Raw genomic sequence first — 13985 nt, 5'->3', positions numbered from 1 at the left:
GGATAGTCATTTGCTGATTCAATAAGCATGCGAACGGCGCGCTCTTTAATCTCAGGAGTGTAGGTTTGTCTTTTCATTGTCGTATTCTCTCAGAAAGTTGAGTCTCCGACAATCCCGGGGCGGTTCAAAATAGACTTAGTACTGCTTGTCGCCGTACTTTCTGTCGTATTCAAATTGTCCGTTATGTTAGCCTTAACATCGCCTAAATTGGGAGATGAAGGAGTGAGCCACAGCACCATAATCATGCCTATTAAAACAAAAGAGACACCAACTAAACGTCCAGCATTTATTTCTTTCACCGGTAAATTCATAAGACCGTATTGGTCTAATATTAATGAAATAAGCATTTGACCCGCTATCACGCAAACAATGAAGCGAGTTGCGCCTAAACGAGGAACTAGAATTAATGCAGATGTAATATAGATGACGCCAGCAATTCCACCAAACCACACCCATATTGGTAATTGTCCGATTTGATTCAATAGTGGCGCAGGGACACGCATAGCGAGAATGACAGGTATTGCTATAACCACACTCACTAATAACGACACTACTGTCGCCCAAAGAGGATGCCCAAGAGCACGACCTAGTTCAGCATTACTCGCAGCTTGGAGAGGAACTAAAGCGCCGGCAACTAGGGCGATAATGGCAAAAGAGATGCCAGTAAGTGATAGATTCATACGTTTACTCCAGATTTATTTACTTTTCTAGAGGAATTATTTCATATTAAAAATTTGAATTGAAATTATTGTTTTTTTACTTCACTATTCGTCATATGAATAACTTAAGACGTATCGACCTTAATTTGCTCGTGACGTTGCACGCATTATTAATGGAAAAGCACGTATCACGAGCCGCTCTCCGGTTACATAAAAGTCAGCCGGCAGTTAGCCACGCGTTGGCTCATTTACGTACCATATTTGATGACCCTCTATTGGTGCGACGTTCAGGAAAATTGGAATTGACTTCGCGAGCGAGCGAGTTGATTCTGCCGTTGACGGATGCTCTGGAGCAGCTCGGTACGTTGATTGAGACACCAGAATTCAATCCTCTCAGTGTGAAGCGAGTATTTCGTCTGGCTATGTCTGACTATGGCGCGCGTGTATTTATGCCTAGTTTGGTGCGCTCATTAAGAGTGCTTGCGCCTGGCATTGAGCTTGAGGTGAGTCAAGGAAGCCGCGAAGCGATGATGGCGGATGTGTTCGATGGTGAAACTGATATGGCTTTCGGTGTCTTCCCAGATAAAGTGCCAGAAGCGCTTCGTATGCACACCCTGTTTGTTGAGTCTTTTGCTTGTTTAGCAGACAAAAATACCTTACCAGAGAGTGGTAATCTCGACAAGAATAGTTGGTTGGCTCGACCGCATATCCTCGTTGCGATGCAATCAGGTGCCAATAATGAGATTGAACGTGCTCTTAGTGGCACAGGATTAAGTCGTCAAGTTGTAATGACTTTGCCACACTGGGGAATTGCCAATCAATTAGTGGCTGGTACTGACTTGATCTTGACAGCGGCGCGGCGTAGCTTTGATATGACTTATAGCAACTCACAGGTTCAAATATTCGAACCGCCTTTTCCAATTGAATCATTCGATTTTAAATTACTATGGCATCAACGCCGTGAGGGCGATGCGGCGCATAATTGGCTGAGACAATTAATTATTAGTGTGCCCAATTCAGAACTTAACGAAAGAAGTTAGCAGAACCACCTAGAACAATGACTCAATCTAACAACGTATACCTATTATCAATAAGAGCCTGCTGATCATCAATGTATTCATAGTGCTTTTTGATCTATGCTGTTAAATATGTAGACAATAACCTTAATATTTCGATGACTGTATATCCCATTGAACCAATTTAATGAGCTGGTAATTGCTGAACTGATTCAATGAGTTCGGTACCTTGGTGAGGACTTGGATATTAGGCTGTAGGCTACTGATATCGATATCTTTCGTAAGTTATGGAATTACGGTGTACTTGTCATATACATTAAGTAAGCTTTTCGAGGATAAGTTCAGTTGTTTTCGATTATTGTCGCTATATATATTATACCTCTATATAGAGGTATTTTTTATATCTAAATAATAGGAAGTTTATTCTCAATTTTCTTTAATAGTAAATTGATGATAAGTAGCTCTTCCTTACTAATATCACTCATCAAGTCATTCTCCAGTTGCACGTGTGATGCGACGGCTCTATCAATCAAGTCAAGACCTTCGGAAGTTAGTTTAACTAATAAGCTTCGTTTATCCTCTGGGTTATCAACGCGCTCAATGAGTTGCTTCTTTTCTAAATGTTGTAAGCGATTGGTCATCGTTCCAGAACTAACCATCATGCTATCAAACAAAACAGTTGGGCTCATTAAGTATGGAGCTCCTGTGCGCCGCAATGTCGCTAACACGTCGAATTCCCAATGCGATATCTGGTAATTTATCTTATAGTTAGCAGATAATTTTCGCATCAATATCACTTCTAACCGCTTGATGCGGCCTATAGTCTCCATTGCCAACAAATCATCATTAGAAAACCCTTGGTTTTGCCACTGGCTAATAATCTGCTGTACTGCATCTTCTTGTTTGCACCCTTCAGTTTGCATTGATTTATTCCTCGTTACGATCAAAATTTTTATGATTTTGGAGATATTAAAATGTCTATTTCTACTGAGAAAATTACTCTTAAGCAGTAATAATAGCAATATTTTTATCTTGACATAGAGATATTAAATGATATTCTGACATCAAGGTCATTTTCGGCCGTTAGGATATTGTATGACTAAGTTTACAGAGCGAAATAGCTCTCCTTGTAGAAGTGTATGGTTAGTTCCTTTAATTTGTCTTCTGGTTGGAGGCGCGTTACTTGGTATCTCTACCAATGTTGCAAAATATGCGGGTGAAATCGGTTTATCTCCGCTTGCCTTTTTATTTTGGTCAATTGCTGGTGCTGCCACAATCTTGTTAGCTATTGCGTTACTACGCCATGAACTTCCACCTCTCAACAAACGCAGCTTTGAGTATTACTTTATTTCTGCTTTGGTCAGCGTTGCAGGGTCTAACTTAATTTTCTTCTCCGCTATTCCTCATGTTGGTGCTGGCTTTGTAGCCCTAATTATTTCCTTACCACCACTTCTCACCTATCTAGGGGCATTAGCGTTAGGGATGGAACGATTTCAAACTGTTCGAGCGCTTGGGGTTGCAGCGGCACTTGCCGGTGCAGGTGTACTAGCTGCACGTAAATTTTCTGCACCAGATGCCAGTGTATTTTGGATTTTTATAGCACTGTGCGGTCCTGTTTTGCTTGCCATTGGCAATCTCTATCGTACATTGCGCTGGCCGAAAGGAGCATCCCCCAATGCACTTGCTCCAGGAATGCTTATTGCGGCTGTGATATTACTTGGCGCAACAAGTCTCTTACCAATATTCTCACTTGCTGTCCCACTGGGAGATTTCCTACCACTTGGTTTGATCGCCTTGCAGGCCTTTATCTTCGCTGCTCAGTTTCAATTATTGTTTCTACTTCAAAAAACGGGTGGTCCGGTTTTACTAAGCTTACTAGGGTCTGTTGGGGCCGTTGTGGGTGTTCCTGTTGCTATTTTTTTACAAGGTGAATCCCCGCCGGACGGACTAGTTCTAGGTGCATCCTTGATCATAATCGGTGTCGTACTTGTTACATGGGGTGGAATGAAGATGATGGCATCTATTGCAATAAAAAGTTGAAGTGCCTGATAAAACCTAGAATTAGCAAGTTTGATCTCCTTTTTAAATTCATTCAAAAAATCTGATAACCCGTAATACAGTGAGATTAATGACCTTCTATTTAACAATATTTAAAAGGATAAAAAGTATGCCTCAGTACAACTTAGCCAGTCTGCAACGAATTTCTAGCAAACATCATTTCACTTATTTTTTAGATAATAACTTACCAGTAAAACCACAAGCAATTGCCACACGTAATCCATCGCATGAGGTAGTCAATGAGTAAGCTTGGTTATAATCAATGGATACTAGCCACCATAACAATACTTGTAGGTCTTAACCTTAGACCCATTATGGCTTCGATATCTCCAATCATACCCGTTTTAACAGATGCTGTAGGAATCAATAATCAAACTGCCGGTCTATTGACTACTGTGCCAGTTGCAATGATGGGGTGCTTTGCGCTTTTAGGTCCCAGAATTCAATCTAGAGTAAGTGAGTATTTAGGCATATTGGCTGGATTGTTGGCTATAGCGCTTTCTTGTACCTATCGATTTTTTGTTGATTCTGTATTACTTCTACTGATAACTTCACTTATTGGAGGTATTGGTATAGCAATCATCCAAACTTTAATGCCAGCTTACCTAAAAAGAATGACGCCAGAAAATGCCAGCGTTTTTATGGGGTTGTTTACAACGGGTATTATGGCTGGGGCTGCGATCTCAGCTGCTACAGCATCCCCCTTAGAAGGAGTGTTTGGATGGAATATCGCTTTATCGATTATGGCTATCCCTACCATATTAGCAATTATACTGTTTGCTTCTGGTATGCCACGTATCGAAAGTAGTAGAAACGGTTATTTACCTTTACCTCTAAAGTCTAAAAATGCATGGTTGCTAATGCTTTTCTTCGGTATAGGTACTGGCGCCTATACATTAGTTTTAGCTTGGTTGCCGTTAAACTATACGCAGCTTGGATGGAGTAGAGACGCCTCTGGTGCTTTACTCAGTATTTTGACGGTAGCAGAAGTGATTTCTGGTATCTTAATTTCTATATTCATCAAAAAATTCACCGATCGCCGCAAGCCTTTATTTATCACTCTATCGCTCATATTGGTTGGTCTAGTGTTGCTTATTTATATTCCCTCAAAGCTTGCTTTTTTAACTGTGATAATTTTAGGGTTGGGGATCGGTGCTTTATTTCCTTTATCCTTAATCGTAGCACTTGATTATGCCTCTAGCGCCAAGCAAGCAGCGACTTTATTAGCGTTTGTACAAGGTGGTGGATACTTAATTGCCTCTGCTTTCCCTTTCATAGCGGGTGTTCTAGTTGATGCTTCAAGTGATTTGACGGGAGCGTGGGTTGGCATGATTGTTGGGGTTTTGCTATTATTCAGTATTTGTAATAAATTCTCTCCACGAAACTTTGTTGTTCGTTATTAGTATACTTTAAGATAAAAGTGATAACTAAAAGAAAGGATATATTTGGGGCTGTAGTAGATAAGCACTATGCTAGACTATTTTTATGAAGATAACCCGTTGTAAACTAAGTAAAAAAGTACAGCGAAGGCTTTTAGCGTTTTTCACGGCTGCAGTAACCGCTAGAACAGCCGCAGATTTATTCAATATCCAACCTAACACTGCTACGCTTTTTTATCATAAAATCAGACTTGTGATAGATCACCATCTCTCATTACAAGCTGATGAGCTCTTTGATGGTGAAGTCGAATTAGATGAAAGTTACTTTGGCGGCGTACGCAAAGGCAAAAGAGGTCGCGGGGCTGCTGGTAAAACCGCCGTATTTGGCATTCTAAAACGAAATGGTAAGGTTTATACCATTGTCGTAGCAGACACCAAACAGACTACTCTAATGCCTGTTATTAAGCGTAAAATCAAGCCTGACAGCTTTGTTTATACTGATAGCTATCGAAGTTACAATGCATTAGATGTGAGCGAGTTTAAACATTTCAGAGTCAATCACTCTAAAGAGTTTACTTGCGGTAAAAACAATCACATCAATGGTATTGAGAACTTTTGGAATCAGTCTAAACGAACACTCAGAAAATATAATGGGATCGATAAGAAGAATTTCCATTTATTTTTAAAAGAGTGTGAGTTCAGATTCAACTACGGGTCACCATCTAGTCAGCTTAAAACGCGGAGAAAATGGTGTGATAGTTAATCCTTATCTACTACAGCCCTTTAATTTGGAGTGTTTTAAAAGGCTGGTCACTTTTTGGCTATCATTTGGTCACCGTCGTTTTTTTGAGCAGTTTAAAAGAGCATGAGTAGTGATGATTACAGAGTGTTACGAGTAAATATTTTCCTCTATAGCCCATATTTTGCAGACAAAAAAAGCCCCAATCGTGAGATTAGGACTTTCTAAATTTGGTAGGCATAAGCAGACTCGAACTGCTGACCGCTGAAGTGGCATCATGGGTCGCGTATCTTGCGTCCGAAGCCCGCAGAAAAGGTGGCTGGATACTTCGCGCCGCCAACGGACAGTTTCATGCAACCCGCGCCATGGAAGCTGAAGGGGTAGATTATGCTCGCGATCTTAGAGCGGTACAGGCGTCAAAGGTACAAGAAGTCGCGGACAATTGGTCATCGATTGCTATTCCTAATAGAGAACCGCGCGCATGAATAAAGTATTGGCAGTATTTGCAGGTAATATGAGTTTGCAGGAGTGTTTCTTTAAATAGCTATTTTTGCGCAAAGACGACTAGGCGCAAGTGGCGGTCTGCATCCAACATCATTGAAGTATGTTCAACTCAGACCAATGCACTTATGGTGTATTTGATTGCGCTATGCGCTTTTGCATTGGGGATAGCGTCTTATGTCACGGCTGGACTTATTCCCATAATCGAACTGGCCTTCAGTATTTCTGCTGGCGCTTGGTATTTTTGTACTCGGCAATGCGGCCAGCGCCTTATCAACAAGTTTTTCTTGGTTACTTATTTTTCGAGCATTAGTAGGTATTGGGTCAGGCGTTTACTTAGCAGTTGGTATTGCGGCAGTGGCTACAATATAGCCATTTGGACGAGCAAAAGCCATCTCTATTATCATAGGTGGTATGGCTGCAGAGACGGTCTTAGGGGTGGCTCTGGGTATTGTTTTCGCCTAGCGCTTGGGCTGGGCATCAGCGTTTTGGTTACGTTACTTGGCATTATTGCCTTTGTAGGACTGTTTTGGCGATTACCCACATTGCCTATTTCAGAGAGTATTGCGCTACGCAAAAAAATGTCGTTACTGCTTGATCGTCAAGTCCTCGTGATTCTTTTGGTATCTTTGCTTGCGGCCATCGCCAGCCTTGGTATATATACCTTCTTAGCGCCTTTCATGACGCTATTTATTATGCTGATATTGGCATTGTCTTTAATTTTACTACCTTTCATTGCCTTTTGGAATCCTTGGTTTGCTATGGTTCCGATTGTTATTTGGGGCGCAGTTGGTTAGGGATTGCAAGTACCGCAGAACAATCAACTGATAGGCGTTAGAGAGTCTGGAGGGGATAGCAATTTCGCTGTCGCCTTAAATGAATCTGCGCTTTATTTGGGTAGCGCGATTAGAGCAGGCTTAGGAGGTATGGTTTTGGTATTAAATCTTCCTGTACGGACGTTGCCAGTAGGCGCAAGCATAGTGGCAGTTATAGGGGCTTTTTTGCAATTTATGTGTATGAAGTATGAACGGATTTATCACAGGAAGTAAGATAAAGGGTTAAATATTCTTAAATAAATGATGAGTAGTTATGGTGATCGATTAAATAAGACATGCTAATAAGCGTGTAGAGAAGTATCTTTTGCTAGAGATTATAAGCGAAATAATAATGAATACACCTACTATTGTTAGGAGTGCTTTTAAATAGCTTTTTTTGAACATCTATCGGTAGCATAAGTCCACCATTATATTAGCAGTGGACTTATGTGTATAAATATTTCAAAAGGGCGCATTGCAAATCATACGTTGAGTGTTTTATCACTTAGTTTAGCTAGCATTTTGATAAATATGGGTTCCCATGCCGTCACACCGGAACAATATCAAGAGCAGCGTAGTGATGCCTTTGAGGAATAAAACTAGATCAATCTAGTCGCGGTGTGCACGGATCGTCTGGCATTACAAGCGAAATTGGCGACGCTTGACGATTTACAGCAAAAAAAGGCACTGATGAAGGTATTATTTATGAGGGAGAAACGGGTGGTGATGAATAAATAATCAAAGCACATGGCGTTGTCCGAGTGCAAGACAAAGCCCTGCTTGAGTGCGGGCACGAACGTAGTCTGAAAGAATATTGTCCTATGACTCATCGTGCCTTGATGTGCCTATGTTTAGCCCATTTAGGCGCTCTCGTTCAGACTGAGGACACGCCCTAATCTCAAGCAATGATTAGCATCAATCAATGACATTATATCTAAACAGCAAGATCACTACAGCAGAGCTGATCAACACGCTCAAAAAGATATAGAACAAAACATTATTACTGACCAACGTCTTTTGGACATCGGAATACCCTAGCTTATCAAAGGTAATCAGGTCTTTATCTAAGTTGAAGTAATCAATGGTTTTTACGGTATCGATAAAATGATCGACGAACCAATTCGGCCAATGATGCGGTTTGAATGGGGAGCTATCACTTAGCTGAGTATGCTTTGAGAACTTTTTCCAGTTACTGTCATTGAGATTAATACTGTGCATACGCCAATCTGTAAAGCTATAACTGCTGATCTTTTTAGAAAAAACGACATCCACATCCTTATGGTTTTCGTCTTTAAAAATTCTTTGCATCAGGGAGGAAACAACCTCCTTTGTGCCTTCTAGACATTGCAAAAAGCTGTCATTGTTATTGCACAAAAACCCTACGATCTTGTTCTCTTTATTAAAAGACTCTGAGTGACGCTGTATATGTGCAAACACTGAGCTATCGGTGGTATTGACACCACTAACGTAGATCAATCTTATGAGCGCGTTTGCCGGGGTATCACTCATAGATTCTTCTAGTTTGTCGTGGCTGTGTATATTTATCTTGGTATGCATATCAAAGGTTACTTGTTGTTTTTATGGATATTATGATTGCTATTATAAAATATTTGTAGATATTTATATAACCTTAGCGTACAAGAAATACTATCAAACGTCCAAATTTAGAAATAGTGGAATACAGTCAGCGCCATAAACCCTACTGATGCGTTAATACAATAACTCACAGTGCTCTATAGATACAGCTGACCTTTCACATTAATAACTTTTATCTTATTCCCATAACGGATGTTATGATAAATGGTTAGCAAATATAGAGTGAACGCTATGAAAGACAGATTAATAGTCGTACCAACTTCAAAAGAGGCAGAGCAAAGACTAGATTATGATAAATGTACAGATAATGATTTAATTGAATATAATTTGAATGAGAAGGAATTTGACGAATTATATGATATAGAATTTTTCGCTGAACTAAATGATAAATTAGGATTGATAATTGATGACTACGAATCCGAAGAAGTATTAGAGGATAAGCTAAAAAATTTAGAAGATTTTATGGAGTGTTATCTTGGTAAACATCCAAGAAATATACTACTTAGAAATCTCAACGATTTGTTCCAAGTTGCTTATGAAAAAAGAACGGGAGTATTCTTCTTCTTTTAATTAATCAGACTATTTTAAGATAGTAATTCTCCAAGTTTAGTGATACGGATTTGACAGCAGAGGTCATGGAGAGCGGGATGAGTTTTATAATTGTTAATACATTTACGGTTGAACCTGTCCAAAATTTAATTAATGCAGCTACTGCAGCACTAGGCTGTGGACTACTCATTGGCCTAGAAAGAGAGCGTAGCAAACAACGTGAAAATCAACACAGCTTTGCAGGTATTAGATCTTTTGCAATTTGCTCTCTATTAGGGGCAATTTGTTTCTCTTTCAGTTCTTTTATAGGACTCATAGGGGCATTGATAGTAGGTGGTATAAGTATCATCTCTATTAATAAACAAATTGAAGATCTAGGTGTAACAACTGAACTTGCTTTTATACTCACCTATTTTATAGGTGGACTATGTTTATGGGATATTTCTTATGCAGCTGCACTTACAGTAGTTCTTACTTTCCTTCTAATGACAAAGCATTCAATGCATGGAGTAGCGATTAAATGGATTACTGAGCTTGAATTCAAAGATGGTATCTTTTTACTTGCTTTACTTTTAATTGCACTTCCTTTAACCCCCAATAGAGATCTTTGGGGTTCAGTACTAAATCCTTATATTATTTTAAAATTATTGATATTGGTTTTAACAATTCAAGCACTAGCACATATGGCAAAGAGGCTTCTATCATCACGCCACGCTATGTTTTTATCTGCTTTAGCATCAGGATTTGTATCCAGTACAGCTACGATTGCAAGCCTTGGAATAGAAGTTCGTCATGGTCGTGCAGATGCAAAAGAAAATGCTGGAGCTGCCCTTATATCTTGTGTCGCAACATTGGTACAACTTCTGATTATCGTTGCAGGTGTAAGTTTTACTTGGCTTAAAATTTTACTATTCCCATCTATTATTGCAATTATAATTTTAATTATTCCTGGAATATGGTTGATGAGAAAAACTCGATCCGGAGAGAAAGTTGAGCTAGCTGATACCCCCATGTTTAGTTTAAAAGAGGCAGGTATCATTGTAGCTACACTCACTATTATTCAAGTACTTGTTTATGGTTTAAGTTTATGGCTGGGTGACGCTGGTCTTATTGCAGGAACCGTACTTACTTCTATCTTTGAGATGCATGCAGCAATGGCTGCCGTAGTAATGCAAGGGAACCCAACTAACCATATTTTATTGCTCGCCTTATTATTAGGTTTAGCTACACATGCAATTTCTAAATCAATTAATGCGGCAGTTACTGGTGGCTTTCAATACGCACTTGCTTTTGTTCCAACCCAAATTATTCATATGACTGTTTTAATTATCTTGATATATACTATGACGAATAATTAAAAAGTTTCTCTAATTTATTGGTGTAATGGACATTCTTCATGCTGATACAAGGTCTAATAACATATGCACATTTACGTCAGAGCGTTTCTAAAATTTTAAGGTAAACTGCTTCACACCCTCGACTTGAGGCCGAACCCATCAAAACACCTCGAAATATCATCAACAAGCACACGGTGATGTACACTGACAGTAATAATCTACAGTTAATAATATAAATATCAGTAATTTACCTATAAATCATGGTACCCACATGGGGGAGTTGCACTTGTTCCCACAAGAAACGTTATGGTAAATGGATTTGATACAAAAACCTAATTCACAATGGATAGCGATTCATCAGTGATTAGCATCATATGCACAAAAAACCGTAGTAGCGGCGAGTATTGCCATTTATTCGTCCGTTCTCTATGGTCTTGACTAGCAATACCGATATGGAGAGCGTTTTTCGAATCATTAGATTGTTGCTTAATATCTTGATAGTCAGTAGATGACATAGTTTTCATCAATAAAGCTTCGTTGCTACTCATCAGCCAACGTTTCAAAGGCAGCAGTTTCTCAGCAATATCAATGAACCGCTGCAACTCTTTCTCATCTCTTTTTCCAAATGGTAGGTATGCTCTGCTATTAGACAGTTTTTCACGACATATCTCAATAAACCAAGTCCAGTCAGTCTCTGATTTTTCTCGTAGACGATAGGCATTACTTAACAAAAGCGATAGCAGTCTTAAATCACTTTGGTATTGAATGTTCAGTGGACTTAAGACAGTAGTTTCTGAGTCTATGAGCTTTACAAAACGAGGTTTACCGTGTTTGGTAGTGATGTTGGCAATCTCGCTCGCACGTTCTATTAGAACCTTTGCATCGTGAATAGAAATATTTGCTAACTGGGCTGCTTTACTTAAAGGAATCTCTTTATCATAGGTTTGTAGTAGCAGCTGTACTCGGTTTAGACCATAACGACCAAACAATTCATCAGTGGCTGGCGTATTGGTACTCAAGAGAAATTGCTTATCACAGTTTTCGATCGTGAATTTCGGTGACTTGCGTTTACCTTCTATGATATTTTTAAATAACAGCGTACGTATACTAGGCATATTGATCATACCGTTATCATCAATGTCAGCATTATCATTGATCTTTCTTTCGTTAATTTTAGTAGATTTGGTAAGGTTAATTAGTGTTTGTTTAGGTAGTTTTATATTAGAGACGCTTAACGCATAAGTAGCCATCAGAGTAGCAAAGTGATTGTAATACTCAAAGCTACGCTCAGGCGATAAGTGCCCCATAATACCTGATAGAGCGTACCAGCGATCTTGTGCATTTGTACGCTCTCCAAGTAGGCCTGTTTTTATACGCAGTACGTCGATTTCGTCATAATCGGTGAGGGCTTCTACGAGATCTGAATGGCCTACTAGCGCTAAAGATAGGTTGCTCACTGCCGTATGCCTAAACCCATGAAAGGTATGCTCTGCTACATTATCATCTACCGATATGTCTTTTAAGACTCGTTTGAGCAACTGCAACGGAACATGGTCATCAATAGGGCGCTGACCCGATGATAAGGTAAAGATAAATTTGTTTGAGTTGCCACCGATATTAATTTGTACAAAATACATAACGATCAATCATCTAGGATTGATTTCGATACTTTTGAATATGTAGAAGAGATAAAAGCAGAGAACAACGAAAAATAAATATTAATTAGAAGTTCACGATAGAGGTCGAAATTGCTACTCTGAAAGACAGGCGAAATAGAGAGCAGGCACAACTTAGGCCCAAATTGGGCACACAAGTTTTTTGATAGCGTTTGCCGAAAGTGACAAAAGAGGAGGTTTGAATCGATGTATAGTTTCCTTTTCTTCTACAGCCCATATATTACAGACAAAAAAAGCCCCAATCGTGAGATCGGGGCTTTCTAAATATTTGGTAGGCATAAGCAGACTCGAACTGCTGACCTCTACCATGTCAAGGTAGCGCTCTAACCAACTGAGCTATACGCCTATTTAGGTTGAGCATTTTAGCAAGTTTTGAGGATTTTGCAAGCTTTATTTCTAATAAAATTCTTTTATTAGCATAATACTTATTATTACGCTTTTATATGGAGCGAACTTAGATTGTTTTTATGTAGTTATATTAAATAGTCAGTAAAGTTGGTTTATGTTTTATTGTCAACAGAATAGTAAAGGCTAATGGATAGGCAATACATAACTGGTATCATAATTCTCAAAGTAGAGTGTTTATTGTGATAATGATTTCATAGTATGCATGTTCCATAAAATTATATCAAAATAGAATTAGTCGGAGAATAACATGGGCTTATTGGTAGATGGTAAGTGGCAAGATAAATGGTACGACACGGAAGAAAATGGTGGTCGATTTGAGCGTGAAGATGCCGGGTTTAGGAACTGGGTAACGGTAGATGGCAGTGCAGGGCCTACAGGTGTTGGCGGATTTAAAGCTGAACCCGATCGCTATCATCTATATGTGTCGTTAGCCTGTCCTTGGGCACACCGCACTTTGGTTTATCGTAAGCTCAAAGGTCTAGAGGACATCATTCCGATATCTGTGGTTCATCCCTTTATGGGAGAGCACGGCTGGACGTTTGCAGAGGGTAAAGGCGTGATTGCTGATCCGCTTATCCATGCAGATTATGCTTATGAGCTTTATATTAAAGCAAAACCCAACTATACGGGACGAGTTACTGTTCCGGTTTTATGGGATAAAAAGACCAATACGATTGTGAGTAATGAGTCATCAGAGATCATTCGTATGTTTAATTCAGCTTTTGATGAGGTGGGCGCACTAGCAGGTGATTTTTCGCCAGCATCGTTGTTGCAAGAAATCGATGACATTAATGCGTTTGTCTATACGACGATTAATAATGGTGTGTACAAGGCTGGATTTTCGACCACACAAGAGGCTTATGAAGAGGCGGTGATTGAGCTGTTTGCCGCATTAGATACACTTGAAGCGCGCCTAGCAGATAAACGTTACCTCACAGGGAGCACTATCACCGAAGCTGATTGGCGACTGTTTACCACCTTAGTTCGTTTTGATGCTGTCTATGTGGGGCATTTTAAATGCAACCTGCGCCGAATTATCGACTATCCAAACCTTTGGGGCTATCTGCGTGATTTGTATCAAGTACCAGGTATCGCTGAGACAGTAAATATGGAGCACATCAAGCAACACTATTACACCAGCCACGCCAATATAAACCCCACTCGTATCATCCCTATTGGCCCTGCTATTGATTTTACGACAGCACATAATCGTGATCAGCTATAGACATGTTTGTTTTATACGTGTGAGCAA

The 13985-nt window shown here is 39.6% G+C and carries 14 protein-coding genes and 1 tRNA gene; 10 read left to right on the top strand and 5 right to left on the bottom strand.

All coding sequences use genetic code 11. The features are described 5' to 3' along the window. Nucleotides 1-89: 89 nt before the first annotated feature. Entirely contained in the window at nucleotides 90-680 is a 591-nt protein-coding gene (locus JMX93_RS02395) for a DMT family transporter (RefSeq protein ID WP_499203731.1), read from the bottom strand. 95 nt (nucleotides 681-775) lie between these two features. On the opposite strand from JMX93_RS02395, the gene JMX93_RS02390 reads away from it, so the two are divergent. After that, on the top strand, nucleotides 776-1699 hold the full coding sequence (locus JMX93_RS02390; RefSeq protein ID WP_499203730.1) for a LysR family transcriptional regulator: 924 nt from the start codon (nucleotides 776-778) through the stop codon (nucleotides 1697-1699). Between the two features lie 380 nt (nucleotides 1700-2079). Here JMX93_RS02390 and JMX93_RS02385 read toward each other — a convergent pair whose 3' ends face one another. Beyond that, nucleotides 2080-2598 (bottom strand): MarR family winged helix-turn-helix transcriptional regulator, encoded by a 519-nt coding sequence (locus tag JMX93_RS02385; protein ID WP_499203729.1) that lies wholly within the window; start codon nucleotides 2596-2598, stop codon nucleotides 2080-2082. A 172-nt stretch (nucleotides 2599-2770) separates the two neighbouring features. Between JMX93_RS02385 and JMX93_RS02380 the strand changes: the two genes are divergently transcribed. From JMX93_RS02380 to JMX93_RS02355, 6 genes are all read left to right on the top strand, one after another. Further along, complete coding sequence (locus JMX93_RS02380) at nucleotides 2771-3715, top strand: DMT family transporter (protein ID WP_499203728.1); 945 nt, start codon at nucleotides 2771-2773, stop codon at nucleotides 3713-3715. Nucleotides 3716-3842: 127 nt separating this feature from the next. Next, nucleotides 3843-3980, top strand: coding sequence for a hypothetical protein (locus JMX93_RS02375; RefSeq protein WP_499203727.1), 138 nt, complete (start codon nucleotides 3843-3845; stop codon nucleotides 3978-3980). Beyond that, the gene (locus tag JMX93_RS02370; protein WP_499203726.1) at nucleotides 3973-5136 is read left to right on the top strand and encodes an MFS transporter; all 1164 of its coding nucleotides are present in this window, start codon (nucleotides 3973-3975) and stop codon (nucleotides 5134-5136) included. The genes JMX93_RS02375 and JMX93_RS02370 overlap by 8 nt, the downstream gene beginning before the upstream one ends. Before the next feature lie 82 nt (nucleotides 5137-5218). After that, nucleotides 5219-5875: an IS1595 family transposase gene (locus tag JMX93_RS02365; protein WP_499203725.1), complete on the top strand. Its 657-nt coding sequence runs from the start codon at nucleotides 5219-5221 to the stop codon at nucleotides 5873-5875. A 206-nt stretch (nucleotides 5876-6081) separates the two neighbouring features. Next, complete coding sequence (locus JMX93_RS02360) at nucleotides 6082-6336, top strand: hypothetical protein (RefSeq protein WP_499203724.1); 255 nt, start codon at nucleotides 6082-6084, stop codon at nucleotides 6334-6336. 144 nt (nucleotides 6337-6480) lie between these two features. After that, entirely contained in the window at nucleotides 6481-7149 is a 669-nt protein-coding gene (locus tag JMX93_RS02355) for a hypothetical protein (protein WP_499203723.1), read from the top strand. Nucleotides 7150-8082: 933 nt separating this feature from the next. On the opposite strand, the gene JMX93_RS02350 is transcribed toward JMX93_RS02355, so the two are convergent. Continuing rightward, nucleotides 8083-8676: a BLUF domain-containing protein gene (locus tag JMX93_RS02350; RefSeq protein ID WP_443558546.1), complete on the bottom strand. Its 594-nt coding sequence runs from the start codon at nucleotides 8674-8676 to the stop codon at nucleotides 8083-8085. 318 nt (nucleotides 8677-8994) lie between these two features. On the opposite strand from JMX93_RS02350, the gene JMX93_RS02345 reads away from it, so the two are divergent. Both JMX93_RS02345 and JMX93_RS02340 read left to right on the top strand, forming a co-directional pair. Continuing rightward, complete coding sequence (locus tag JMX93_RS02345) at nucleotides 8995-9333, top strand: hypothetical protein (RefSeq protein ID WP_499203722.1); 339 nt, start codon at nucleotides 8995-8997, stop codon at nucleotides 9331-9333. Nucleotides 9334-9410: 77 nt separating this feature from the next. Next, nucleotides 9411-10670: an MgtC/SapB family protein gene (locus tag JMX93_RS02340; RefSeq protein ID WP_499203721.1), complete on the top strand. Its 1260-nt coding sequence runs from the start codon at nucleotides 9411-9413 to the stop codon at nucleotides 10668-10670. Nucleotides 10671-10981: 311 nt separating this feature from the next. Here the strand turns inward: JMX93_RS02340 and JMX93_RS02335 are convergent, their stop codons facing one another. Next, nucleotides 10982-12286: a hypothetical protein gene (locus JMX93_RS02335; protein WP_499203720.1), complete on the bottom strand. Its 1305-nt coding sequence runs from the start codon at nucleotides 12284-12286 to the stop codon at nucleotides 10982-10984. Between the two features lie 308 nt (nucleotides 12287-12594). Further along, nucleotides 12595-12671 (bottom strand) — tRNA-Val (locus JMX93_RS02330). 309 nt (nucleotides 12672-12980) lie between these two features. Between JMX93_RS02330 and JMX93_RS02325 the strand changes: the two genes are divergently transcribed. Further along, the gene (locus tag JMX93_RS02325; protein ID WP_499203719.1) at nucleotides 12981-13958 is read left to right on the top strand and encodes a glutathione S-transferase family protein; all 978 of its coding nucleotides are present in this window, start codon (nucleotides 12981-12983) and stop codon (nucleotides 13956-13958) included. Nucleotides 13959-13985 lie beyond the last annotated feature (27 nt).

Origin of the sequence: Psychrobacter muriicola 2pS (assembly GCF_904846535.1) — a bacterium.
In the GTDB taxonomy this organism is placed as follows: Bacteria; Pseudomonadota; Gammaproteobacteria; order Pseudomonadales; family Moraxellaceae; genus Psychrobacter; species Psychrobacter aquimaris.
Note: the sequence above shows the minus strand (reverse complement) of the source record. Positions and strands in the feature narration are given on the sequence as shown.

Coding starts and splice junctions, on each gene's coding strand:
- JMX93_RS02395 (WP_499203731.1), bottom strand. CDS start 680: ATGAATCTATCACTTACTGGCATCTCTTTTGCCATTATCGCCCTAGTT.
- JMX93_RS02390 (WP_499203730.1), top strand. CDS start 776: ATGAATAACTTAAGACGTATCGACCTTAATTTGCTCGTGACGTTGCAC.
- JMX93_RS02385 (WP_499203729.1), bottom strand. CDS start 2,598: ATGCAAACTGAAGGGTGCAAACAAGAAGATGCAGTACAGCAGATTATT.
- JMX93_RS02380 (WP_499203728.1), top strand. CDS start 2,771: ATGACTAAGTTTACAGAGCGAAATAGCTCTCCTTGTAGAAGTGTATGG.
- JMX93_RS02375 (WP_499203727.1), top strand. CDS start 3,843: ATGCCTCAGTACAACTTAGCCAGTCTGCAACGAATTTCTAGCAAACAT.
- JMX93_RS02370 (WP_499203726.1), top strand. CDS start 3,973: ATGAGTAAGCTTGGTTATAATCAATGGATACTAGCCACCATAACAATA.
- JMX93_RS02365 (WP_499203725.1), top strand. CDS start 5,219: ATGAAGATAACCCGTTGTAAACTAAGTAAAAAAGTACAGCGAAGGCTT.
- JMX93_RS02355 (WP_499203723.1), top strand. CDS start 6,481: ATGGTGTATTTGATTGCGCTATGCGCTTTTGCATTGGGGATAGCGTCT.
- JMX93_RS02350 (WP_443558546.1), bottom strand. CDS start 8,676: ATGAGTGATACCCCGGCAAACGCGCTCATAAGATTGATCTACGTTAGT.
- JMX93_RS02345 (WP_499203722.1), top strand. CDS start 8,995: ATGAAAGACAGATTAATAGTCGTACCAACTTCAAAAGAGGCAGAGCAA.
- JMX93_RS02340 (WP_499203721.1), top strand. CDS start 9,411: ATGAGTTTTATAATTGTTAATACATTTACGGTTGAACCTGTCCAAAAT.
- JMX93_RS02335 (WP_499203720.1), bottom strand. CDS start 12,286: ATGTATTTTGTACAAATTAATATCGGTGGCAACTCAAACAAATTTATC.
- JMX93_RS02325 (WP_499203719.1), top strand. CDS start 12,981: ATGGGCTTATTGGTAGATGGTAAGTGGCAAGATAAATGGTACGACACG.